The organism is Ruegeria sp. YTSC199 (assembly GCF_059609725.1).
This window is the reverse complement of sequence record NZ_JBXWMF010000034.1, coordinates 35,197-54,990: the sequence shown is the minus strand read 5'-3', so window position 1 is coordinate 54,990 and position 19,794 is coordinate 35,197. Positions and strand designations below refer to the sequence as shown.

Genomic DNA, 19,794 nt, shown 5'->3' with positions numbered 1-19,794 from the left:
GTAGGCCGGGCTTCAGCCAGGCACATCGGTGAGCCTAAGAAGGCCGCTCCAAAAGGGGCGGCCTTTTTCAATGCGCAGGTTTCAAAATGCGTTTAACAATGTGCTGAAAACCGCTCAACAAGATGTGCTGGGCGGCCTTGATTGTTCTGCGATTTGGGGTTGTTCAGAGTAAGGTAATCTGGCCCGCCAAAGCACGGCTTTTGTAAGATAACTCTGCAAGCAATAGTTGAACTTCTATGGAAAACTATCTTTTTCTGTCTTTTATTCTTCTTGGGTCGGGCATTGCCATTGTTCCCATCGCCGTCTGGCTTGGCCTTGGTTCGGTGTTGGGTTTCCTGATTGCCGGAATGCTTCTTGGTCCGGCACTGTCCGCGCAAAAAATCAATGTCGGGAACCTCGAGCAGTTTGCCGAATTTGGCGTCGTAATGATGCTGTTTTTGATTGGGCTGGAGTTGGCGCCAAAGAAGCTTTGGGATTTGCGGAAAAGGCTACTGGGGCTGGGCGGTTTGCAATTGGTCTGCACCTCTCTTGCCATAATGGGATTGGCGATGGCACTTGGTCAGCCTTGGCAATCGGCGCTGACAATCGGGGTGATTTTTTCATTGTCGTCTACGGCAATCGTGCTGCAGACACTGCATGAAAAAGGATTACTTATGGGCAGCGGCGGGCAATCCAGCTTTTCCGTTTTGCTGATGCAGGACATTGCTGTGATCCCAATTCTGGCTTTGCTACCATTGCTGGCGCTGCCTGATCTTGCTGCGATGGGGGCCAGCTCCGTCAGCCATGGACCTACGACAAGCACCGGATTTTCGCTGAATCTTGTTCGGGGCCTGCCTGAATGGTTTAGGGCGCTTGTCACGCTTGGCTCGATCATTCTGGTGATCGTTGGCGGGGCCTATCTAACCGGACCAGTGTTCCGATATGTTGAATCCGCGAAACTGCCCGAGCTGTTCACAGCCATGGCCCTGACAATTGTGGTCGGTGTTGCCGTGTTGATGATGGCCGTGGGACTGACCCCCGCGTTGGGAGCGTTTATTGCGGGTGTGGTATTGGCCAACAGCGAATATCGCAATGCGCTGGAAAAAGAGATCACCCCGTTCAAGGGTTTGTTTCTGGGGTTGTTTTTTGTCAGCGTCGGAGCCTCGGTGAATTTCCGATTGATGGTTGATAACATAGGGCTGGTTGTCTCGCTGACCCTTGGCGTGATGGCTATTAAGGCCGTGGTTCTTTTTGGGCTTGGCCGATTGTTTGGTGTGACTGGTGCGAACAATTGGCTGTTTGCGCTGGGGATGGCGCAGGCTGGAGAGTTCGGGTTTGTGTTGCTGTCTTTCTCGGTCGCAACCCATGTGCTGAGCGCTGATCTCGCAAACACGCTGATTATTGTCGTAGCGCTGTCGATGGTACTGACGCCGTTGGCCTTTGTGTTTTATGACAAGGTCATTGCGCCCCGATATGCGTCCAAAGAACCGGCGGAGAGCTAACAGTGAGCCATTGGCGCGGAATTTATTCGAAGGATCTCCACTAATTTGCGGTCGGTGGGCGATGGCGCTATTTGATTGATAGCAACTTTCAAAGTTAGATATTAAAGCGCGGCAATTACCTAATGAGCAGAGTCCCAACTTTTAATGAGCGATCCTTGGCCTTAGCTATTCTCCCTTGGTTGGCACAGGAGATGTCTTGGCGTTTGAAGGACAGCTCACCGGGGCCCACACTCTTGCATCACGGGGCACAATCCAATTTTGAACATGGCTTTTGTGCCTTTACTCGTACAGGGTTAATGCGCTCTGAGGGTATCTACGGATTGCTTACCTGGGAAGCCGGTCAGAGCATTGAGCTGCCAACAGATTATCGACGTGATGATCTTGACGAACTGCTAGAAGCTTTCGCTTGTCATTCGCACTACGCCGACGAGTTTGCCGACCATTACGTGTCGGTGGTTCCTAAAGGCAACTCAACGACAAGAATATGCGAGGCCTTTTGTTCTTGCGATTACATGGAAAGGACTTCCCGTGGCTGGGCTTGGACGGACGCATTCGGGCCTTGGTTGGTGTATGAACACTGTTGGAGTTTGTCAGAGTATGAAGTTGCAGATGATGAAAGTATCGCCGCTGCACTCGTAAATCTGCCAGTACAGACGTTGGAAATACTGAAAGGAAGAATGTGCTCGTTTGAGTCAGACTTCCTCAGAATTCTGTTTGCTCAGTGCCGGAACGGCGTTTGGTCAGAAGACAACGAGTGGCGAACGGTACCCTCAGATGATTGGGACATGAATTTGGCCGCTGGTCTTTACGAGGGACTACAAAAGCCCGGTTACAGTTGAAGCGCACTTCTTTGGTGGCAATCGGGTTGCCAAGGACAGCTATTTCCCCCTTGCCAAACCCCACGCACCCCTGTATTTCGCGCGAGTTCTCAATAAGAACATCAAGGCGGGGTGATTCCCGCCTTTTGGGTTCGATGAGGGTTGGCGATGCGCGCTTGTCCTCCTCTCAACCTCAACGCCTGATAAAAGGCTGTTATTATGCAAAGCCAAAATATCCGTATTCGGCTGAAGGCATTTGACTATCGCGTTCTGGATGCCAGCACGCAAGAGATCGTCAACACTGCCAAGCGGACCGGCGCGAACGTGCGCGGCCCGATCCCGCTGCCGAACAAGATTGAGAAGTTCACGGTTCTCCGTGGCCCTCACGTTGACAAGAAATCCCGCGACCAGTTCGAGATCCGCACGCACAAGCGTCTGCTCGACATCGTTGATCCGACCCCCCAGACCGTTGACGCGCTGATGAAGCTCGACCTCGCTGCTGGTGTGGACGTCGAGATCAAGCTGCAGTCGTAAGATCGGAGGGTATTATTCATGCGCTCTGGTATTATCGCAAAAAAAGTTGGCATGACCCGCCTGTTCATGGAAGACGGCAAGCAGATTCCTGTGACCGTTCTTCACCTGGACGGCCTACAGGTCGTTGCACAGCGTACCGCTGACAAAGACGGCTACACCGCCGTTCAGCTGGGCGCAGGTGCTGCCAAGGCAAAACGCACCTCGAAGGCCATGCGCGGTCACTATGCCGCTGCAAAGGTCGAGCCCAAGCGTAAGCTGGCCGAGTTCCGCGTCTCTGAAGATGGCCTGATCGATGTGGGCGCCGAGATTTCGGCAGAACACTTCCTGGAAGGTCAGAAAGTTGACGTTTCTGGTACCTCGATCGGTAAAGGCTTTGCCGGTGCAATGAAGCGCCACAACTTTGGTGGTCTTCGCGCCTCGCACGGTGTTTCGATCAGCCACCGTTCGCACGGTTCGACCGGTCAGTGTCAGGACCCGGGCAAGGTTTTCAAAGGCAAGAAGATGGCCGGTCACATGGGTGCCGCCCGTGTAACCACCCAGAACCTGGAAGTCGTCAAAACCGACGCCGACCGTGGTCTGGTCTTCATCAAAGGCGCCGTTCCCGGACCGAAATCGGGCTGGGTCACCGTCAAGGACGCCGTCAAGAAGAAAGCACCGGAAGGCCTGCCTTTCCCGGCTGCTGTGAAATCGGCTGCAACCGAAGCACCTGCGGAAGAAGCTCCCGCGGAAGGTGGTGAAGCATGAAACTTGATGTAATCAAACTGGACGGCGGCAAAGCCGGCAACATCGAGCTGGATGCAGACCTGTTCGGCCTCGAGCCGCGCGCGGACATCCTGCACCGTGTGGTCCGTTGGCAGCGCAACAACGCGCAAGCCGGCACCCACAAGGTCAAGACCCGCTCGGAAACCAGCTACTCGACCAAGAAGATCTATCGCCAAAAGGGCACCGGTGGCGCACGCCATGGTGACCGTAACGCGCCGATCTTCCGCGGTGGTGGTATCTACAAAGGCCCCGTGGTGCGTTCGCATGGTCATGACCTGCCGAAGAAGTTCCGCAAGCTTGGCCTGCGCCACGCTCTGTCGGCCAAAGCCAAGGCAGGTGAACTGGTCGTGATCGAGAACGCCGAAGCCGAAGGCAAGACCGCGGCTCTGGCCAAACAGGTTGCAAACCTGGGCTGGAAACGTGCTCTGGTCATCGACGGCGCAACCGTGAACGAAGGGTTCCTGAAAGCGTCCAAGAACATCGAAGGTCTGGATATCCTGCCGTCGATGGGCGCAAACGTCTATGACATCCTCAAGCGTGACACCCTGGTGCTCACCAAAGCGGCTGTCGAAGCACTGGAGGCTCGTCTGAAATGAGCGCGAAGGCAGAACACTACGACGTGATCCGCAAGCCGATCATCACCGAAAAGTCGACCATGGCGTCCGAAAATGGCGCGATTGTCTTTGAAGTGGCGATCGACAGCAACAAACCGCAGATCAAAGAAGCGGTTGAATCGCTGTTTGGTGTCAAGGTGAAGGCGGTGAACACCACCATCACCAAAGGCAAGGTAAAGCGGTTCCGCGGCCAGTTGGGCAAGCGGAAAGACGTCAAAAAAGCATATGTGACCCTGGAAGAGGGTAACACCATCGACGTGAGCACCGGTCTCTGATCGGACTCGTCTTTGAAAAGAGATAAAAACCCCCGCGAAAGCGGGGGTTTTTTTGTTTAACGGTCAAAGATAATGTGACCGAAACCGATGCTCGATGAAGCGATTGCAGTTGCGTTGGATGTCTGACAAATTTCGACCCAGTGGCGTCAACTTGCGCGAAAGAAAGAACTAATGTCCCTAAACTCATCTGAACAGGTTCGGTCGGATGGCCGTCTCGCTTTTTGGAACCAGTTTTACGAGAATTCTGCAGAGTCATGGGAGTTGTCGTTACCATCACAGTTTGCAGCGTTTGTGGCCAATGAAATTGATCGGAAAGCGCACGTTATTGACATCGGGTGCGGCAACGCTCGTGACAGTTTTTTCTTTTCACGACATGGATTTCTCGTAACCGGTCTGGATGCATCAGAAGCAGCTGTCGCGTCAGCGACAAAGCACAAAGATACGCAGGGCGGTGATGGTCTTGAATTTGTCAGATCGAACCTCAAGGACGGGATGGTTCGGCAGGTGCTGTTGAATCGACGCGCGAAGGCGGTTTGTGTGTATGCACGTTTCTTTTTACATGCGATCACCGACGACGAACAAGAGGCGCTGATTGATGCCCTCCACAGGGGGTGCGAGCCGGGCGACATTGTCGCGTTTGAATATCGAACGTTAGCGGACCGAGATACAGCAAAAGTAGCTGCGCCACATTTCCGGCGCTATCTTTGCGCGGCAGATTTGGACGAGAAAATGAAGCAGCGCCAGTTCGCGAAACTATATGGTGTTGAGGGGGTAGGGTTCGCGAAATACAAGGCAGAGGATGCGATCGTCGCGCGGGCAATCTACGAAAAAAACTTATGACCGAAGCAGACCTAATCAAACAACTGGCGTCACTGCGCGCTTTGGTTTTCGAACATGCCGTTGCCCAGACCAGACTGCCGCGCCCACGCAAAACTCGGCTGGCCGTTCAAGCGTTGCAAGACCCTGTTCAGCGTTTAAACAATCCGGCACTGTCTGACGATTGGGAAGAAATTGATCTGCTACTTTGCTGCCACCAGAGAATTAGGGCCGCCCGGACCCATGGCAGGCTAAAGCGGATGGAGAAACGCTATGCGCGCATGGGGCAGAAAGACCGTTTCGCGGCGTTTTTCGAATGTATAAAGCAAGCTCTTCATCCTGATTTTATTACGCCACATGGCTACAACAGAACGTTCGGGGAAATGAATGCCGGTGATATCTTCTCTAAACTTGATGCGGAGTTGGCGCCCATTGTCCAACTAGGCAAACCCCTGATCCTTTATGCCGGTGCGTTGCTGGGCTATGTCCGGGATGGCCGGCTGATCGACCATGACGATGATATCGATTTCGCAGTGCATTTGGGTGAGAGCACGCTTGAAGATGTACCAAAGAAATGGGCTCTTTACCAAAAAGCCTTGTTGGAAAATGGCAGTTTGGATGCCACGCCTATGGCTCGCAGCTCTCCGATCTTTAAAGTTAAAAACAGTCTGGGTATTGATATTGACCTATTTCCAGCTTGGACTGAAAACGGGCGCTTCAGTGTCTATCCCTACTCGTTGAACGCGCTGCCTGAGAGCGCTATTTTTCCGCTCAAGACATTCAACGACGGGCAAATCATGCTGCCCCAAGACGAATCCGCCTTGCTGGCCCAGAGCTATGGTGAAAGCTGGCGAATACCCGACCCGCTGTTTCATTTTGACTGGTCACGCGCACGGCGAAGGTTTGCCCCCCTTCTGGAACATGACTTCAGTATCCAGTGACAAGGCCTAGCGGAGAGACCTCAGTTTTTCTTGCCAAAGGTGACCGTGCGCGGACTTGGTTGTCTATCGCGCAATTGGGCGCGGTTTGGGTAATTGCAAACGTTCAAATGTGCGCCAAAAAGAATACACCACGCCCTATAGACACCCACACCCAACACTGCTAAATGCACCCAATCATACGGCCTCGGATTCGTTCCGGGGCCTCTGATATTTTGAACCGGGGACCTTCGGGGCCCTATACCCTTGGCACCTACGGGGGCCTATCACATAGCAGGGAAACCCCCTGCACTTGCTAAACGGAAGACAGAAAGCATGGCACTCAAGTCGTACAAGCCGACGACGCCGGGCCAGCGCGGGCTGGTGCTGATCGACCGTTCGGAGCTTTGGAAAGGACGTCCGGTCAAGTCTCTCACTGAGGGTTTGACCAAATCGGGCGGCCGGAACAACACCGGACGGATCACTTCACGCCGCCGCGGCGGTGGCGCAAAGCGTCTCTACCGGATCGTTGACTTCAAACGGAATAAATTTGATGTCGCGGCAACCGTCGAGCGGATCGAATATGACCCGAACCGGACCGCGTTCATCGCACTGGTAAAATACGAAGACGGCGAGCAGGCATATATCCTGGCTCCGCAGCGTCTGGCTGTTGGTGATAAGATCGTGGCTTCGGCCAAGGCCGACATCAAGCCGGGCAACGCAATGCCGTTCTCGGGCATGCCCATCGGTACCATCGTCCACAACATCGAGATGAAGCCTGGCAAAGGCGGTCAGATCGCACGTGCGGCCGGTACTTACGCTCAGTTCGTTGGTCGCGATGGCGGCTACGCTCAGATCCGTCTGAGCTCGGGCGAGCTGCGCATGGTCCGTCAGGAATGCATGGCCACCGTCGGTGCCGTGTCCAACCCCGACAACTCGAACCAGAACCTCGGTAAAGCCGGTCGTATGCGCCACAAAGGCGTTCGTCCGTCGGTTCGTGGTGTTGCAATGAACCCGATTGATCACCCGCACGGTGGTGGTGAAGGTCGTACCTCGGGTGGCCGTACACCGGTTACGCCTTGGGGTAAGGACACCAAGGGTAAGCGTACCCGCAACAAAAACAAAGCGTCCCAGAAGCTGATCATCCGCTCGCGGCACGCCAAGAAGAAGGGACGTTAATCCATGTCTCGCTCTGTTTGGAAGGGTCCTTTCGTCGATGCTTACGTGCTGAAAAAAGCCGAAGCAGCGCGCGAGTCGGGCCGCAACGAAGTCATCAAAATCTGGTCGCGTCGTTCCACCATTCTGCCCCAGTTCGTGGGTCTGACCTTTGGTGTGTATAACGGCCAGAAGCATATCCCCGTAAACGTCTCGGAAGACATGATCGGTCAGAAGTTCGGTGAGTATTCGCCGACTCGCACCTATTACGGTCACGCCGCTGACAAAAAAGCGAAGCGGAAGTAAGTCATGGGCAAGGAAAAGAACCCCCGCCGCGTGGCTGAAAACGAAGCAATGGCGAAAACGCGCATGCTCCGTACCAGCCCGCAGAAACTGAACCTGGTTGCGCAAATGATCCGCGGCAAGAAAGTTGAGAAGGCTCTGACCGACCTGACTTTCTCGAACAAGCGTGTTGCGCAGGACGTCAAGAAGTGCCTGCAGTCCGCAATCGCCAACGCCGAGAACAACCACAACCTGGACGTTGATGAACTGATCGTCGCCGAAGCATGGGTTGGCAAGAACCTGGTCATGAAGCGCGGTCGTCCGCGTGCCCGTGGCCGTTTTGGCAAGATCATGAAGCCGTTCTCGGAGATCACCATCAAGGTGCGTCAAGTTGAGGAGCAAGCCTAATGGGTCATAAAGTAAATCCGATCGGCATGCGCCTGCAGGTCAACCGCACCTGGGACAGCCGCTGGTACGCCGACACCAAGGACTACGGTGATCTTCTGCTGGAAGATCTCAAGATCCGTGAGTTCATCAACAAAGAGTGCAAGCAAGCCGGAATCGCCCGTGTGATCATCGAACGTCCGCACAAAAAGTGCCGCGTTACGATCCACACTGCACGTCCCGGTGTCATCATCGGCAAGAAAGGTGCAGACATCGAAGTTCTGCGCAAAAAGCTTGCTCGTATGACCGACAGCGAACTGCACCTGAACATCGTCGAAGTGCGCAAGCCCGAGCTTGACGCGCAGCTGGTTGCCGAGTCCATCGCTCAGCAGCTGGAACGTCGTGTTTCGTTCCGTCGCGCCATGAAGCGCTCGGTTCAGAACGCCATGCGCATGGGCGCCCTGGGTATCCGGGTGAACGTCGCTGGCCGTCTGGGCGGCGCCGAAATCGCACGGACCGAGTGGTACCGCGAAGGCCGCGTGCCTCTGCACACTCTGCGTGCCGACATCGATTACGCACATGCCGAAGCGATGACCCCCTACGGGATCATCGGGATCAAGGTCTGGATCTTCAAAGGTGAGATCATGGAGCACGATCCGCAGGCACGTGACCGTAAAGCACAGGAACTCCAGGACGGCCCTGCACCTCGTGGTGCTGGTGGCGGTCGTCGCTAAGGAGGGAAAGATATGCTTCAACCAAAGCGTACTAAATTCCGCAAGATGCACAAAGGCCGGATCAAGGGCGAAGCCAAGGGCGGCTCTGATCTGAACTTTGGCACCTATGGTCTGAAAGCTCTTGAGCCTGAGCGTGTAACTGCACGCCAGATCGAAGCTGCACGTCGTGCCATGACGCGTCACATGAAACGTCAGGGTCGTGTCTGGATCCGCATCTTCCCCGACACTCCGGTCACTGCAAAGCCGATCGAAGTTCGTATGGGTAAAGGTAAGGGTTCGGTCGACCGCTGGGCATGCAAGGTCAAGCCTGGCCGTGTTATGTTCGAGATCGACGGCGTCAATGACGACATCGCCCGCGAGGCCCTGCGCCTGGCCGCGATGAAGCTGCCGATCAAGAGTCGCGTCGTGGTTCGCGAAGACTGGTAAGCGGCCGGGGGAAACCCCGTTCGTGACAAGATTGACCCCCGTCAGGAAACCGGCGGGGGTTTTCTTTTGCATCAGCTTTATGTGACCCTTCCCACCGTTCCGTGAAAAAAGTCGACGTTTGTCCAAAGCCCCCATAGGCTGCCCAAAGTGAATGGGAGGGTCTTATGGTTCAGCTGCGCAAGAAGGTGCTCATCAAGGAGGTCATAACCACCGACCAATTGGGGCAACCATGCGCTCCGATCTGCCGTGTTGCCGCTCTGGCTGTTATACAGAACCCGCTGGTCGGTGGGTTCAGGGAAGACTTGTCCGAGCTGTTCGATATTGGTGGCACTCTCGGGGCAGACCTCGCGGCCGAGGCCGTTTCTCAACTCGACGGTTCTCCGATTTCGTACGGTAAAGCAGCGATAGTCGGCATAAACGGCGATCTCGAACATGGCGGCGCACTGATTCACCCGAAACTCGGCGCTCCTATGCGCGGTGTAGCGGGTGGAGGAGAGGCCGTCATCACATCTAATGCCAAACTTGGAACACCGGGATGTGCGATCGATCTGCCCCTAGGGCACAAGGACAACCCATGGTCCTTTGACCATTTCGACACCATGACGCTGAGCGTTCCGGACGCGCCGAAACCGGACGAGATCGTCTTGTGCCTGGCTTACGCAGATGGTGGACGCCCGATTCCGCGCTGCGGCTTGGGGCCGGTCAAAAACTAAGGGTTAGCTGGGGCTGGCCTCGGATCAGGGCTTGGGTTATGCCCGGCCCATGGCACAGATTGAATCACTCTTCGTTACCCGTCTTTATCGCGCAGCTTTGTCCGAGTTCGATCCCAAGATTGACGCGGAAGAGTTGGAAAGCTCCTGCCTTGTCATCGCCGAGGATGATGAAGCCGGGCAGGAGTGGTGTGAGGAGAACGGCTATCCCGGCTATACCAGCTATGCCTCGTTGACCGATCTGCCGTGGCGGTTCCCTATCTTCTCCGATCTGGTCAAGGTGCTTGACCAGCACGTGGCGGCCTTTGCCAAAGATCTGGAGTTCGATCTGGGGGAGGGCGACCTGAAGTTGGAGGATCTTTGGATCAATATCTTGCCCGAAGGCGGCATGCATTCCAGCCACCTGCACCCGCACAGCGTCATCTCGGGCACGACCTATGTTTCGATGCCAGAAGGGGCGAGCGCTCTGAAACTGGAAGACCCCCGCTCGGGCCGCATGATGGCCGCACCGACACGCCTGAAGGGCGGGCGGCGGGATTTGCAGCCGTTCATCTATATGAAACCTAAGGTGGGTGACGTCCTGCTATGGGAAAGCTGGCTGCGCCATGAGGTGCCGATGAACATGGCCGAGGACGAGCGGATCAGCGTCAGTTTCAACTATCGGTGGGACTAGCGAACTGTCGCCGAAGGTATTCACGTTTCAACCTAATTTAGGAATATGTCTTGCAATATTGCCAGACATGACCCATGTGAGACGCGCTAACGTTTTTCTTTTTCGACCACTGTCTCCCGTTCTTCGGCGTTCAGTCTCTCGATCCAGACCGACCACGCCGCGCTGTCGCAATTCCGCGGACAGCAATTTAATAGGAGACTACGGATATGGCCAATGGCACCGTAAAATGGTTTAACACAACTAAAGGTTTTGGCTTCATCGCACCGGAGACCGGTGGCAAAGACGTGTTTGTACACATCTCTGCTGTCGAGCGCTCGGGTCTGACCGGCCTGGCCGACGACCAGAAAGTAACATTCGACATCGAGCCCGGCCGTGACGGTCGCGAGTCGGCTGTGAACATCGCTCTGGCGTAAGTCACTCAGAATGAACGAAAGCCCTGTCAGGTGGCAGGTGAAGGCCAAGCAAACTCTGGACGGAGCGCTTCAAATACCGGTCGTCCGTCATCAGGCTTGGGGTACCCTTTGCTTTCATCGTAAAACGCGTGGTATGTCGCTGCCGGAAACTTGCTGTCATCATACCCCATAACGTTGGGTACAGCCACGCGTATGCGTTTTTGCTTATCATCCAGCATCAACGCGGCCCCGCACTCAGAACATGTGCAAAGCTCTAAAGGGCCATCGGGATTGTTGGCGTTGAATGGTTGACGGTTCATCTTATCTTCGGGGTCTGCTGACAGATCTGAGTAGTTGAAGAACGCAACATGGGTTGTGTGCTGTCCGGTCACGGACTTACAGACATCACAGTGGCATTCATGGTTGTCTATTGGTTCTGCCGTCGCGACTATCTTGACGTGTTCACATCCTCCTGAATAAGGGCTGGTCATTTTCTTACCTCCTCTGTGAGCTTCAGGCCTTTGTGGGCCTGCTCCATTGGGCGCCGAACGCGGCCCATTGGCAATACAGACCTTGGCCTGAGTTTGGATGAGGATAACTTCGCGGAAGTTTCGTGATTGGTAACCCGTTCGGCGACCGGGAGCATCTAATTCCCTTGCCATCGAGAAGACGTCAAACTTTCCCTTGCCCCCCACTCCCTAAACCCTTATACGGCGGCATCCTGCAAGTCCCCCGGCTGAGTCGGGGGATTCGCATGTCTATCATTCATCCACCAGGTCAAAGGTGACCCGTGTACGGGGCCTTCTGGTGTTTTGAGCAAAGGAAAAAGGCGATGAACGCCCAAGAACTGCGTGACAAGACCCCGGACCAGCTCCGCGAGGAACTGGCCAACCTGAAGAAAGAAAGCTTTAACCTGCGCTTTCAACAGGCAACCGGTCAGCTGGAAAACACTGCTGGTATCAAAGCGGCCCGCCGCAATGCTGCCCGCGTCAAAACCATTCTGAACGAAAAGGCCGCTGCTGCGGCATCGGAGGAGTAATCCTATGCCCAAGCGTATCCTGTCCGGAATCGTAACCAGCGACGCCAACGAGCAAACCGTGACTGTTTCGGTTGAACGCCGTTTCAAGCACCCGCTGCTGCACAAAACCGTTCGTAAGTCCAAGAAATACCGGGCTCATGACGAAAAGAACGCCTTCAAGGTCGGTGACACCGTACGCATCATCGAATGCGCGCCGAAATCGAAGACGAAACGTTGGGAAGTTCTGGAAGCGTAAGCTTCCGGGATTTTTCCATTTGTCGAAACCCTGGGGGATCTAACGAGACCAGCCCCCACAGGTCGGGAGAAACCACATGATCCAGATGCAGACCAATCTGGATGTCGCTGACAACTCCGGCGCACGCCGAGTTCAGTGCATCAAGGTCCTGGGTGGTTCCAAGCGTAAATACGCCTCCGTCGGCGACATCATTGTCGTCTCGGTGAAGGAAGCCATCCCGCGCGGCCGCGTAAAGAAAGGGGACGTCCGTAAGGCCGTCGTCGTGCGCACCGCCAAGGAAGTCCGTCGCGAAGACGGCACCGCGATCCGTTTTGATCGCAACGCCGCCGTCATCCTGAACAACAACAACGAGCCCATAGGTACCCGTATCTTTGGCCCGGTTGTTCGTGAACTGCGCGGCAAGAACTTCATGAAAATCATCTCGCTGGCTCCGGAGGTGCTGTAATCATGGCTGCTAAACTCCGCAAAGGCGACAAGGTCGTCGTGCTGGCCGGCAAGGACAAGGGCAAAGAGGGAACTATCACCTCGGTTGACCCGAAAGCCGGTAAAGCTGTTGTCGATGGCATCAACATCGCCATCCGCCACACCCGTCAGTCGCAAACCTCGCAAGGTGGTCGCCTGCCTCAGGCAAACCCTATCGAGCTGTCGAACCTGGCACTGCTGGACAAAAACGGCAAAGCAACCCGCGTTGGCTTCCGCATGGAAGGTGACAAGAAAGTACGCTTCGCCAAGACCACGGGGGACGTGATCGATGCTTGATAACGCAACCTATACCCCGCGTCTGAAAGCTCAGTACGCTGAAACCATCCGCCCCGCTCTGAAAGAAGAGTTCGGCTACAAGAACGACATGCAGCTGCCCAAGCTGGAAAAAATCGTTCTGAACATCGGCTGTGGTGCCGAAGCTGTCAAAGACTCGAAGAAAGCGAAAGCTGCTGTCGAGGATCTGACTGCAATTGCCGGTCAAAAGGCCGTTGCAACCAAGGCGAAGAAGTCGATCGCGGGTTTCCGCGTCCGTGAAGACATGCCGCTGGGTGCGAAAGTGACCTTGCGCGGCGACCGGATGTACGAATTCCTGGATCGTCTGATCACCATCGCGATGCCGCGTGTTCGTGACTTCCGCGGTGTGAAGCCGTCTTTCGATGGTCAGGGCAACTTTGCCATGGGCATGAAAGAGCACATCGTGTTCCCGGAAATCGATTTCGACAAGGTCGACGAAGTCTGGGGCATGGACATCGTAATTGCCACCACAGCGAAAACCGACGCTGAAGCAAAGGCACTGTTGAAAGCTTTCAACATGCCGTTCAACGCGTAAGCGCCGGGAGGATTGAGACATGGCTAAAAAAGCAATGATCGAACGCGAGAAGAAGCGCGAACGCCTGGTGGCCAAATATGCCGCAAAGCGTGCCGAGCTGAAAGAAATCGCGAATGACGAGAGCAAGCCGATGGAAGAGCGTTTCAAAGCGCGTCTGAAACTGGCGAAACTGCCGCGCAACAGCTCGGCTACTCGTTTGCACAACCGCTGTCAGCTGACCGGTCGTCCCCACGCTTACTACCGTAAGCTGAAGGTCAGCCGTATCGCGCTGCGCGAGCTGGGTTCTGCTGGTCAGATCCCCGGCATGGTGAAATCGAGCTGGTAAGGGAGACATAGATATGAACGATCCTATCGGCGATATGCTCACCCGTATCCGCAACGCGCAAATGCGCGGCAAGTCCACCGTTTCCACCCCGGCTTCCAAGCTGCGTGGTTGGGTTCTGGACGTGCTGGCGGACGAAGGTTACATCCGTGGCTACGAAGCGACGACCGGTTCAAACGGTCATCCGGCCATAGAAATCAGCCTGAAATACTACGAAGGCACCCCTGTTATTCGCGAACTGAAGCGGGTCTCGAAGCCCGGTCGTCGCGTATACATGGGCGTCAATGACATCCCGCAGGTCCGTCAGGGTCTGGGCGTGTCGATTGTCAGCACTCCGAAAGGTGTGATGTCGGACGCAAACGCTCGCTCCAACAATGTTGGTGGCGAAGTGCTCTGCACCGTCTTCTAAGGAGGTCTGCAATGTCTCGTATTGGTAAAAAACCGGTCGAGCTGCCCAGCGGCGTTTCCGCCTCTGTGTCGGGTCAGACCATCGAAGTTAAAGGTCCGAAAGGCACCCGCAGCTTCACTGCAACTGATGACGTAACGCTGTCGGTTGAAGACAATGTTGTGCAGATCAACCCTCGTGGGATGTCCAAGCGCGCACGCCAGCAGTGGGGCATGAGCCGCACTATGGTTGCCAATCTTGTTGAAGGCGTCACCAACGGCTTCAAAAAAGAGCTGGAGATCCAGGGTGTTGGTTACCGGGCGCAGATGCAGGGCAACACCCTGAAGCTGAACCTGGGTTACAGCCACGATGTTGATTTCACTGCTCCGGAAGGTGTCACCATCACCGCGCCGAAGCAGACCGAGATCGTTGTGGAAGGTATCGACCAGCAGCAGGTGGGCGAAGTCGCGGCCAAAATCCGCGAATGGCGCCGCCCCGAGCCCTACAAAGGCAAGGGCATCCGCTATAAGGGCGAGTTCATCTTCCGCAAGGAAGGCAAGAAGAAGTAAGGACGCAAACAATGGCAAACAGCAAAAGAACCCTGTTTCTGAAGCGCCGCCTGCGCGTTCGGAACAAACTTCGCAAGGTCAACGCGGGTCGTCCGCGTCTGTCCGTACACCGTTCGAACAAGAACATCTCTGTTCAGCTGATCGACGACGTGCGTGGCGTGACCCTGGCCTCGGCCTCGACCCTGGAAAAGGATCTGGGCGTTGTTGGCAAGAACAACGTCGAAGCGGCCACCAAAGTGGGCGCGGCTATCGCCGAGCGTGCCAAGAAGGCAGGCGTCGAAGAGGCCTATTTCGATCGTGGCGGCTTCCTGTTCCACGGCAAAGTGAAGGCAGTTGCCGACGCTGCGCGTGAAGGTGGTCTGAAGATCTAAGACTTGCGGGCGGGTTTCGATCCGCCCCGATGATCCGGGGGCCTCGGCAACAGTCGGGGCTCACTTGGATTGAACAAACGGCGCCGATAGCGCCACAGTAAAAGGGATGCCAAAATGGCAGAACGTGAGAACCGCCGGGGACGTGGCCGTGACCGCGACGAAGCTCCGGAATTCGCAGATCGTCTGGTTGCGATCAACCGTGTGTCGAAAACCGTAAAAGGTGGTAAGCGCTTTGGCTTCGCCGCTCTGGTGGTTGTCGGCGATCAGAAAGGCCGCGTCGGCTTTGGCAAAGGTAAAGCAAAAGAAGTACCTGAAGCCATCCGTAAGGCGACCGAACAAGCCAAGCGTCAGATGATCCGCGTGCAACTGCGCGAAGGTCGGACCCTGCACCACGACATCGAGGGCCGTCACGGCGCCGGTAAAGTGGTAATGCGCACCGCACCTGAAGGTACCGGTATCATCGCCGGTGGTCCGATGCGTGCCGTGTTCGAAATGCTGGGCGTCAAGGACGTTGTGTCCAAATCGCTGGGCTCGCAGAACCCGTACAACATGATCCGTGCCACCATCAACGGCCTGCAGAAAGAGCAGAGCCCGCGTTCGGTTGCACAGCGTCGTGGCAAAAAGGTTGCTGACATCCTGCCCAAGCGGGACGAAGCGCCTGCTGCTGCTGAAGCATAAGGAGAGCGAGCAATGGCAAAAACCATCGTCGTCAAGCAGGTCGGTTCCCCGATCCGCCGCCCCGCCGAACAGCGCGCAACCCTGATCGGTCTGGGCCTGAACAAGATGCACAAAACCCGTGAGCTGGAAGACACTCCTTCGGTCCGCGGCATGATCAACAAGATCCCGCATCTGGTAGAGATCGTCGAAGAGCGCGGCTAAGCGCGAGTGCATTGAATGAAATAGAAACGCCCTCGACACGGTCGGGGGCGTTTTTCTTTGCGCCTCGGATTATCCGTTGGCCCGTTTTGAACCCAAAGCTTCGCATTCTGAACTGCGTATGGCTGGCCGCGTATTTGGAAGACGGGAAAGCCTAGCGAGGTCGCGCGAATTTCCGGCGCAGCCCGAGAAGTGTTGTGCGATTGAGGTACAACAAAAAGCAACCGATGGCGTTTTGGCGGGCGTCGGTCTGGGGCATTGAGCCACGTGACATTCGCGTCATTTGCCAAACATAGTACTCGACCCGAGCGACTGTGTTGACCAAATTGATGAACCAGTTCCGGGCATTCACTCCGAACCGCCCACGCCCGATCACCAGACCATCTTCTTCGATACCAATTCGCTCAACTGAACCGTCGAGGATTTTGGCAACCGCATCTGGTTGAACACATAAAGGGCGCGCAAGACCGATCATATCGATCCCATCCTCCGCAATCGCTTGCTCCATCGCGGCGGCGCTGCGAAACCCGCCTGTGACCATAATTGGAACGCTCACCGCCTTGCGCACTTCGCGGGCATAATCCATGAAATACGCCTCGCGTTTGATTGTGCTGTCGCGCTGTTTTTCTTCGGTTCCGTTTACGAAGCTCATCTGTTCGTAGGTTCCGCCGGACAACTCGATAAGATCAATGCCGTCCTGTTCAAGCCATTGCGCAACCTGACAGCTGTCCTTGATGGTAAAGCCACCTTTCTGAAAGTCGGCCGAGTTCAGCTTGACTGCAATGGGAAAGTCACGCCCCACGGCAACGCGCACACCCTCATAGACCTTGCGCAGAAACAGCGCGCGCTTTTCGAGCGAGCCCCCCCATTCGTCAGTGCGCTGATTGGTGATTGGCGACAGAAACTGACTAATAAGATAGCCATGTGCAGCATGTATCTGCACGCCGTCGAACCCTGCCTTTTTTGCGATGGCCGCAGTTTGCGCATAACGTTGAATTGCATACAAAATATCTTCAGATGTCATGGCCTTCGGTTTCCCAAAAAGACCTAGGATGCGCAGCTTCTCGGCTGAGGGGGACAGCGGTCGCTTGTTCACGATAATCTGGCATTGGCGCCCCGGATGGCTGATTTGCATCCAGACCAGGCTGCCACCCGATTTGGCCGCGCGCGCCCAGTCCCTCAGTGCGCCCAGATCGTTTTCGTCTTCGACAACGACATTCCCCGGACGTTCAAGGTAGCGCCTGTCGACCATAACGTTGCCGGTCAACTGCATCGCCATCCCGCCCATTGACCAGCGCTCATACAGCGTTTGATGGCCTGTGTTCGGCCTATCGCAAGGACCGGCAAGCGCTTCCGTCATGGCGCTCCTGGCAAAACGATTTTTCAATCGCATTCCGCAAGGGAGTTCGAGCTCATTTGAATAAACCGGGTCTGCCATCTTCTACCTTATCAATCGTACGACTGAAACCAGCTTCAGTCCGCACAAAGTGCTTCATGATATCTCAAGATGACAAGCTTTTTTACGCCTCTCGAACGGTGATTAAACTGGCTATGATGACATTTGTTCGAAAGGTGGGTCTGTCCAGTAAAACGGACACAAACCACATTTTGCATCAAGTACCAGTTTCGCTCCGCCATTCACCATACGCATACCGGCTAGACCGAAACTTCGGTTGTTAGCGTTACCCAGTGGGCCTATCTGAACCCTGTCTCCAAAAGGACCAGTACAGAAATCATCGGGGAATACGCCCCGATTAGTAAAGGAACTCAGATATGGCTTACACAGCAACAACCACTCATGGCGGCAACAACCTGATCGCACGCATCGCAGAATCTTTCGCGAAGGTGAAAGAGGCCTATGTCCTGCGCGCCGAATACAACCGCACCTATTCAGAATTGCAGCATCTGACTGATCGTGAATTGAACGACATCGGCGTCCGTCGTTGCGATATCAAAGACATCGCGCGCGAACACGTTTACTGCTCGTAAATATCAAGAACACACCACTCACCGAGGGGCGCCGTTTGGCGCCTCTTTTGGTTTCAGGGTCCATCCCGCCACAGGCTGGATATTTTTGGGCGGCAAGCATTGCGACGGCACCCTTATTGGGCCACATGCGGATTGGGTGGCTAATTGAAGCCGGTAGAATTTTGGAAAGACACTTTCATGGCGCGCGAGTACCAGATCGGAATGCTGTGGGTCGATGGACCGTTGAGCTTTCTCGAGCAGTTGTGCATCAAGTCCTATCTGGATGCCGGGCAACATGTACGTCTGTACACCTATGGGACCGTGACAGGTATTCCCGAAGGGGTGGAACACCGGGATGCACGTGAAGTTTTGCCCGACTCCGAGTTTGTGACTCATGGCAGAACCGGAAGCCCTGCGCCGCACTCGGACAAGTTCCGGTATCGCATGCTGGCGCAAGAGAGTGACTTGATCTGGGCGGACACTGACGCCTATTGCCTCAAGCCATTCACTACGGAAAACGGCCACTATTACGGTTATCTCGAAGGCGATGTGGCTATTGGTGTGCTTGCCCTGCCTCAGGATAGCGAAACACTGGCCAAGCTGATCGAGTTCACAAACGATCCGTACTTTATTCCGCCCTGGCTGCCGCCTCGTCATCGCAAACCGCTGAAAGAGGCGCAACAGAACGGCGAGCCTGTGAACGTGCCGGAAAAGCTTTGGGGTGTCTGGGGGCCAAGTGCATTCACATGGGCGTTGAGGCAAACAGGTGAGATCAAACACGCACTGCCCGAGCACGTGTTCTATCCGCTCAATTACACGCGTCGGCGGGCCTTGGCCCGGCCAGGGGCTAAAATCGACCATTTCTTTAAGGACGACACGGTTTCCATCCACCTGTATGGCCGGCGTATGCGGGCGATCATGCGGGAAAAGTATGACGGCAAACCCGATCCTGACAGTTTGGTCGGAAGGCTCGTTGAGAAACATGGCATCGATCCGCTTGCTGCCCCAATTATCAAACAGGGTGAGGATGAAACCGAGGCTCAGCAGGCTGACTGATCTTGCAGCGCACCGCGGGCTTGCCAAGCGGGGGTTAGGGGCCTATACGCCTCCGGTGGGTTTCCGCCCACGAGAATCAAAACCAAGAAATGCCGTGTTTGGCCCATCACGCTTCGGGGGCTATATCCGGCTTAGGAGAAGCGAAATGAAACTGAACGAATTGCGCGACAATCCCGGCGCGAACCCGAAACGAACCCGCGTTGGCCGTGGTCCCGGTTCCGGCAAAGGTAAAATGGGTGGCCGTGGTATCAAAGGCCAGAAATCCCGTTCGGGTGTAGCCATCAATGGCTATGAAGGCGGCCAGATGCCGTTGTACCAACGCCTGCCCAAGCGTGGCTTCAACAAGCCGAACCGCAAAGAATTTGCCGTTATCAACCTGGGCCTGATCCAGAAATTCGTCGACGCCGGAAAGCTGGACGCCAAAGCCGCGATCACCGAGGACGCACTGGTTGCCTCCGGTCTGGTTCGTCGCAAGCTGGACGGTATCCGTGTTCTGGCCAAAGGTGAAATCAGCGCCAAAGTGAACCTGGAAGTAACCGGTGCTTCGAAAGCTGCTGTTGAGGCAGTTGAAAAAGCGGGCGGTTCACTGACGGTCACAAAAGCTGCTGCGGCAGAGTAAGCGCTTGTGAGCGGGCGCAGACCCGCTTACATAGACCTCAGAGTTTTCCAAGACGCCGTCCGAGCCGGA

General features: G+C 55.5%; 32 protein-coding genes. 30 read left to right on the top strand and 2 right to left on the bottom strand.

Going from position 1 to position 19,794, the window contains the following annotated elements; all coding sequences use genetic code 11:
• Nucleotides 1-236 precede the first annotated feature (236 nt).
• The 16 genes from AC2FEE_RS22870 to AC2FEE_RS22795 all read left to right on the top strand — a co-directional run bounded on the left by AC2FEE_RS22870 (nt 237) and on the right by AC2FEE_RS22795 (nt 10,994).
• Nucleotides 237-1,481: a cation:proton antiporter domain-containing protein gene (locus tag AC2FEE_RS22870; RefSeq protein WP_496867729.1), complete on the top strand. Its 1,245-nt coding sequence runs from the start codon at nt 237-239 to the stop codon at nt 1,479-1,481.
• Between the two features lie 191 nt (nt 1,482-1,672).
• Nucleotides 1,673-2,320 (top strand): hypothetical protein, encoded by a 648-nt coding sequence (locus AC2FEE_RS22865; protein ID WP_496867727.1) that lies wholly within the window; start codon nt 1,673-1,675, stop codon nt 2,318-2,320.
• A gap of 198 nt (nt 2,321-2,518) precedes the next feature.
• Complete coding sequence (gene rpsJ, locus AC2FEE_RS22860; RefSeq protein WP_008756422.1) at nt 2,519-2,833, top strand: 30S ribosomal protein S10; 315 nt, start codon at nt 2,519-2,521, stop codon at nt 2,831-2,833.
• 18 nt (nt 2,834-2,851) lie between these two features.
• Entirely contained in the window at nt 2,852-3,577 is a 726-nt protein-coding gene (gene rplC / locus AC2FEE_RS22855) for a 50S ribosomal protein L3 (protein WP_170561482.1), read from the top strand.
• Nucleotides 3,574-4,191, top strand: coding sequence for a 50S ribosomal protein L4 (rplD, locus tag AC2FEE_RS22850; protein WP_010437039.1), 618 nt, complete (start codon nt 3,574-3,576; stop codon nt 4,189-4,191). Before rplC ends, rplD begins: the two co-directional genes overlap by 4 nt.
• On the top strand, nt 4,188-4,484 hold the full coding sequence (locus tag AC2FEE_RS22845; protein ID WP_058272362.1) for a 50S ribosomal protein L23: 297 nt from the start codon (nt 4,188-4,190) through the stop codon (nt 4,482-4,484). The genes rplD and AC2FEE_RS22845 overlap by 4 nt, the downstream gene beginning before the upstream one ends.
• Before the next feature lie 171 nt (nt 4,485-4,655).
• On the top strand, nt 4,656-5,324 hold the full coding sequence (locus AC2FEE_RS22840; protein ID WP_496867725.1) for a class I SAM-dependent methyltransferase: 669 nt from the start codon (nt 4,656-4,658) through the stop codon (nt 5,322-5,324).
• On the top strand, nt 5,321-6,241 hold the full coding sequence (locus tag AC2FEE_RS22835) for a LicD family protein (RefSeq protein WP_496867723.1): 921 nt from the start codon (nt 5,321-5,323) through the stop codon (nt 6,239-6,241). Before AC2FEE_RS22840 ends, AC2FEE_RS22835 begins: the two co-directional genes overlap by 4 nt.
• Before the next feature lie 312 nt (nt 6,242-6,553).
• Nucleotides 6,554-7,396, top strand: coding sequence for a 50S ribosomal protein L2 (gene rplB / locus AC2FEE_RS22830; protein ID WP_496867721.1), 843 nt, complete (start codon nt 6,554-6,556; stop codon nt 7,394-7,396).
• Between the two features lie 3 nt (nt 7,397-7,399).
• A complete protein-coding gene (gene rpsS, locus AC2FEE_RS22825) occupies nt 7,400-7,678 on the top strand; it encodes a 30S ribosomal protein S19 (protein ID WP_005980699.1) in 279 nt (92 codons plus the stop codon).
• Between the two features lie 3 nt (nt 7,679-7,681).
• A complete protein-coding gene (rplV, locus tag AC2FEE_RS22820) occupies nt 7,682-8,062 on the top strand; it encodes a 50S ribosomal protein L22 (protein WP_039538267.1) in 381 nt (126 codons plus the stop codon).
• On the top strand, nt 8,062-8,772 hold the full coding sequence (gene rpsC, locus AC2FEE_RS22815; protein ID WP_170419366.1) for a 30S ribosomal protein S3: 711 nt from the start codon (nt 8,062-8,064) through the stop codon (nt 8,770-8,772). The genes rplV and rpsC overlap by 1 nt, the downstream gene beginning before the upstream one ends.
• Nucleotides 8,773-8,784: 12 nt before the next feature.
• On the top strand, nt 8,785-9,198 hold the full coding sequence (gene rplP, locus AC2FEE_RS22810; RefSeq protein ID WP_113791489.1) for a 50S ribosomal protein L16: 414 nt from the start codon (nt 8,785-8,787) through the stop codon (nt 9,196-9,198).
• 164 nt (nt 9,199-9,362) lie between these two features.
• Nucleotides 9,363-9,911 (top strand): amino acid synthesis family protein, encoded by a 549-nt coding sequence (locus tag AC2FEE_RS22805; RefSeq protein WP_496867718.1) that lies wholly within the window; start codon nt 9,363-9,365, stop codon nt 9,909-9,911.
• 49 nt (nt 9,912-9,960) lie between these two features.
• Nucleotides 9,961-10,581 (top strand): 2OG-Fe(II) oxygenase family protein, encoded by a 621-nt coding sequence (locus tag AC2FEE_RS22800; protein WP_496867716.1) that lies wholly within the window; start codon nt 9,961-9,963, stop codon nt 10,579-10,581.
• A 206-nt stretch (nt 10,582-10,787) separates the two neighbouring features.
• Complete coding sequence (locus AC2FEE_RS22795; RefSeq protein ID WP_010437077.1) at nt 10,788-10,994, top strand: cold-shock protein; 207 nt, start codon at nt 10,788-10,790, stop codon at nt 10,992-10,994.
• Nucleotides 10,995-11,020: 26 nt separating this feature from the next.
• Here the strand turns inward: AC2FEE_RS22795 and AC2FEE_RS22790 are convergent, their stop codons facing one another.
• Nucleotides 11,021-11,464, bottom strand: a complete 444-nt coding sequence (locus AC2FEE_RS22790) for a GFA family protein (RefSeq protein ID WP_496867714.1) — start codon at nt 11,462-11,464, stop codon at nt 11,021-11,023.
• A 341-nt stretch (nt 11,465-11,805) separates the two neighbouring features.
• Here AC2FEE_RS22790 and rpmC point away from each other — a divergent pair, with 341 nt between their 5' ends.
• From rpmC to rpmD, 11 genes are all read left to right on the top strand, one after another.
• Entirely contained in the window at nt 11,806-12,012 is a 207-nt protein-coding gene (rpmC, locus tag AC2FEE_RS22785) for a 50S ribosomal protein L29 (protein WP_010437082.1), read from the top strand.
• Nucleotides 12,013-12,016: 4 nt separating this feature from the next.
• Nucleotides 12,017-12,247, top strand: coding sequence for a 30S ribosomal protein S17 (rpsQ, locus tag AC2FEE_RS22780; RefSeq protein WP_039538279.1), 231 nt, complete (start codon nt 12,017-12,019; stop codon nt 12,245-12,247).
• 76 nt (nt 12,248-12,323) lie between these two features.
• The gene (rplN, locus tag AC2FEE_RS22775; RefSeq protein ID WP_039523372.1) at nt 12,324-12,692 is read left to right on the top strand and encodes a 50S ribosomal protein L14; all 369 of its coding nucleotides are present in this window, start codon (nt 12,324-12,326) and stop codon (nt 12,690-12,692) included.
• 2 nt (nt 12,693-12,694) lie between these two features.
• Nucleotides 12,695-13,006, top strand: a complete 312-nt coding sequence (rplX, locus tag AC2FEE_RS22770) for a 50S ribosomal protein L24 (protein WP_010437096.1) — start codon at nt 12,695-12,697, stop codon at nt 13,004-13,006.
• Nucleotides 12,999-13,559 (top strand): 50S ribosomal protein L5, encoded by a 561-nt coding sequence (rplE, locus tag AC2FEE_RS22765; RefSeq protein ID WP_496867712.1) that lies wholly within the window; start codon nt 12,999-13,001, stop codon nt 13,557-13,559. Before rplX ends, rplE begins: the two co-directional genes overlap by 8 nt.
• Before the next feature lie 19 nt (nt 13,560-13,578).
• The gene (rpsN, locus tag AC2FEE_RS22760) at nt 13,579-13,884 is read left to right on the top strand and encodes a 30S ribosomal protein S14 (RefSeq protein WP_010437098.1); all 306 of its coding nucleotides are present in this window, start codon (nt 13,579-13,581) and stop codon (nt 13,882-13,884) included.
• Nucleotides 13,885-13,897: 13 nt separating this feature from the next.
• Nucleotides 13,898-14,290 (top strand): 30S ribosomal protein S8, encoded by a 393-nt coding sequence (rpsH, locus tag AC2FEE_RS22755; RefSeq protein WP_496867710.1) that lies wholly within the window; start codon nt 13,898-13,900, stop codon nt 14,288-14,290.
• An 11-nt stretch (nt 14,291-14,301) separates the two neighbouring features.
• Nucleotides 14,302-14,835, top strand: coding sequence for a 50S ribosomal protein L6 (gene rplF / locus AC2FEE_RS22750; protein WP_010437101.1), 534 nt, complete (start codon nt 14,302-14,304; stop codon nt 14,833-14,835).
• 11 nt (nt 14,836-14,846) lie between these two features.
• The gene (gene rplR, locus AC2FEE_RS22745; RefSeq protein ID WP_010437103.1) at nt 14,847-15,206 is read left to right on the top strand and encodes a 50S ribosomal protein L18; all 360 of its coding nucleotides are present in this window, start codon (nt 14,847-14,849) and stop codon (nt 15,204-15,206) included.
• A gap of 114 nt (nt 15,207-15,320) precedes the next feature.
• Complete coding sequence (gene rpsE, locus AC2FEE_RS22740) at nt 15,321-15,884, top strand: 30S ribosomal protein S5 (RefSeq protein ID WP_496867708.1); 564 nt, start codon at nt 15,321-15,323, stop codon at nt 15,882-15,884.
• A gap of 12 nt (nt 15,885-15,896) precedes the next feature.
• Nucleotides 15,897-16,085, top strand: a complete 189-nt coding sequence (gene rpmD, locus AC2FEE_RS22735; protein WP_058283504.1) for a 50S ribosomal protein L30 — start codon at nt 15,897-15,899, stop codon at nt 16,083-16,085.
• Nucleotides 16,086-16,236: 151 nt separating this feature from the next.
• On the opposite strand, the gene AC2FEE_RS22730 is transcribed toward rpmD, so the two are convergent.
• Complete coding sequence (locus AC2FEE_RS22730; RefSeq protein WP_496867706.1) at nt 16,237-17,475, bottom strand: NADH:flavin oxidoreductase/NADH oxidase family protein; 1,239 nt, start codon at nt 17,473-17,475, stop codon at nt 16,237-16,239.
• Nucleotides 17,476-17,855: 380 nt separating this feature from the next.
• Between AC2FEE_RS22730 and AC2FEE_RS22725 the strand changes: the two genes are divergently transcribed.
• From AC2FEE_RS22725 to rplO, 3 genes are all read left to right on the top strand, one after another.
• A complete protein-coding gene (locus AC2FEE_RS22725) occupies nt 17,856-18,071 on the top strand; it encodes a DUF1127 domain-containing protein (protein ID WP_496867704.1) in 216 nt (71 codons plus the stop codon).
• A gap of 177 nt (nt 18,072-18,248) precedes the next feature.
• Nucleotides 18,249-19,106 (top strand): hypothetical protein, encoded by an 858-nt coding sequence (locus AC2FEE_RS22720; protein ID WP_496867702.1) that lies wholly within the window; start codon nt 18,249-18,251, stop codon nt 19,104-19,106.
• 145 nt (nt 19,107-19,251) lie between these two features.
• On the top strand, nt 19,252-19,725 hold the full coding sequence (rplO, locus tag AC2FEE_RS22715; protein ID WP_170387765.1) for a 50S ribosomal protein L15: 474 nt from the start codon (nt 19,252-19,254) through the stop codon (nt 19,723-19,725).
• Nucleotides 19,726-19,794 lie beyond the last annotated feature (69 nt).

What these genes read in the sequence shown, in the direction of transcription:
- AC2FEE_RS22870 (WP_496867729.1), top strand. Translation starts at nt 237, where the DNA reads ATGGAAAACTATCTTTTTCTGTCTTTTATTCTTCTTGGGTCGGGCATT.
- AC2FEE_RS22865 (WP_496867727.1), top strand. Translation starts at nt 1,673, where the DNA reads ATGTCTTGGCGTTTGAAGGACAGCTCACCGGGGCCCACACTCTTGCAT.
- rpsJ (WP_008756422.1), top strand. Translation starts at nt 2,519, where the DNA reads ATGCAAAGCCAAAATATCCGTATTCGGCTGAAGGCATTTGACTATCGC.
- rplC (WP_170561482.1), top strand. Translation starts at nt 2,852, where the DNA reads ATGCGCTCTGGTATTATCGCAAAAAAAGTTGGCATGACCCGCCTGTTC.
- rplD (WP_010437039.1), top strand. Translation starts at nt 3,574, where the DNA reads ATGAAACTTGATGTAATCAAACTGGACGGCGGCAAAGCCGGCAACATC.
- AC2FEE_RS22845 (WP_058272362.1), top strand. Translation starts at nt 4,188, where the DNA reads ATGAGCGCGAAGGCAGAACACTACGACGTGATCCGCAAGCCGATCATC.
- AC2FEE_RS22840 (WP_496867725.1), top strand. Translation starts at nt 4,656, where the DNA reads ATGTCCCTAAACTCATCTGAACAGGTTCGGTCGGATGGCCGTCTCGCT.
- AC2FEE_RS22835 (WP_496867723.1), top strand. Translation starts at nt 5,321, where the DNA reads ATGACCGAAGCAGACCTAATCAAACAACTGGCGTCACTGCGCGCTTTG.
- rplB (WP_496867721.1), top strand. Translation starts at nt 6,554, where the DNA reads ATGGCACTCAAGTCGTACAAGCCGACGACGCCGGGCCAGCGCGGGCTG.
- rpsS (WP_005980699.1), top strand. Translation starts at nt 7,400, where the DNA reads ATGTCTCGCTCTGTTTGGAAGGGTCCTTTCGTCGATGCTTACGTGCTG.
- rplV (WP_039538267.1), top strand. Translation starts at nt 7,682, where the DNA reads ATGGGCAAGGAAAAGAACCCCCGCCGCGTGGCTGAAAACGAAGCAATG.
- rpsC (WP_170419366.1), top strand. Translation starts at nt 8,062, where the DNA reads ATGGGTCATAAAGTAAATCCGATCGGCATGCGCCTGCAGGTCAACCGC.
- rplP (WP_113791489.1), top strand. Translation starts at nt 8,785, where the DNA reads ATGCTTCAACCAAAGCGTACTAAATTCCGCAAGATGCACAAAGGCCGG.
- AC2FEE_RS22805 (WP_496867718.1), top strand. Translation starts at nt 9,363, where the DNA reads ATGGTTCAGCTGCGCAAGAAGGTGCTCATCAAGGAGGTCATAACCACC.
- AC2FEE_RS22800 (WP_496867716.1), top strand. Translation starts at nt 9,961, where the DNA reads ATGGCACAGATTGAATCACTCTTCGTTACCCGTCTTTATCGCGCAGCT.
- AC2FEE_RS22795 (WP_010437077.1), top strand. Translation starts at nt 10,788, where the DNA reads ATGGCCAATGGCACCGTAAAATGGTTTAACACAACTAAAGGTTTTGGC.
- AC2FEE_RS22790 (WP_496867714.1), bottom strand. Translation starts at nt 11,464, where the DNA reads ATGACCAGCCCTTATTCAGGAGGATGTGAACACGTCAAGATAGTCGCG.
- rpmC (WP_010437082.1), top strand. Translation starts at nt 11,806, where the DNA reads ATGAACGCCCAAGAACTGCGTGACAAGACCCCGGACCAGCTCCGCGAG.
- rpsQ (WP_039538279.1), top strand. Translation starts at nt 12,017, where the DNA reads ATGCCCAAGCGTATCCTGTCCGGAATCGTAACCAGCGACGCCAACGAG.
- rplN (WP_039523372.1), top strand. Translation starts at nt 12,324, where the DNA reads ATGATCCAGATGCAGACCAATCTGGATGTCGCTGACAACTCCGGCGCA.
- rplX (WP_010437096.1), top strand. Translation starts at nt 12,695, where the DNA reads ATGGCTGCTAAACTCCGCAAAGGCGACAAGGTCGTCGTGCTGGCCGGC.
- rplE (WP_496867712.1), top strand. Translation starts at nt 12,999, where the DNA reads ATGCTTGATAACGCAACCTATACCCCGCGTCTGAAAGCTCAGTACGCT.
- rpsN (WP_010437098.1), top strand. Translation starts at nt 13,579, where the DNA reads ATGGCTAAAAAAGCAATGATCGAACGCGAGAAGAAGCGCGAACGCCTG.
- rpsH (WP_496867710.1), top strand. Translation starts at nt 13,898, where the DNA reads ATGAACGATCCTATCGGCGATATGCTCACCCGTATCCGCAACGCGCAA.
- rplF (WP_010437101.1), top strand. Translation starts at nt 14,302, where the DNA reads ATGTCTCGTATTGGTAAAAAACCGGTCGAGCTGCCCAGCGGCGTTTCC.
- rplR (WP_010437103.1), top strand. Translation starts at nt 14,847, where the DNA reads ATGGCAAACAGCAAAAGAACCCTGTTTCTGAAGCGCCGCCTGCGCGTT.
- rpsE (WP_496867708.1), top strand. Translation starts at nt 15,321, where the DNA reads ATGGCAGAACGTGAGAACCGCCGGGGACGTGGCCGTGACCGCGACGAA.
- rpmD (WP_058283504.1), top strand. Translation starts at nt 15,897, where the DNA reads ATGGCAAAAACCATCGTCGTCAAGCAGGTCGGTTCCCCGATCCGCCGC.
- AC2FEE_RS22730 (WP_496867706.1), bottom strand. Translation starts at nt 17,475, where the DNA reads ATGCGATTGAAAAATCGTTTTGCCAGGAGCGCCATGACGGAAGCGCTT.
- AC2FEE_RS22725 (WP_496867704.1), top strand. Translation starts at nt 17,856, where the DNA reads ATGGCTTACACAGCAACAACCACTCATGGCGGCAACAACCTGATCGCA.
- AC2FEE_RS22720 (WP_496867702.1), top strand. Translation starts at nt 18,249, where the DNA reads ATGGCGCGCGAGTACCAGATCGGAATGCTGTGGGTCGATGGACCGTTG.
- rplO (WP_170387765.1), top strand. Translation starts at nt 19,252, where the DNA reads ATGAAACTGAACGAATTGCGCGACAATCCCGGCGCGAACCCGAAACGA.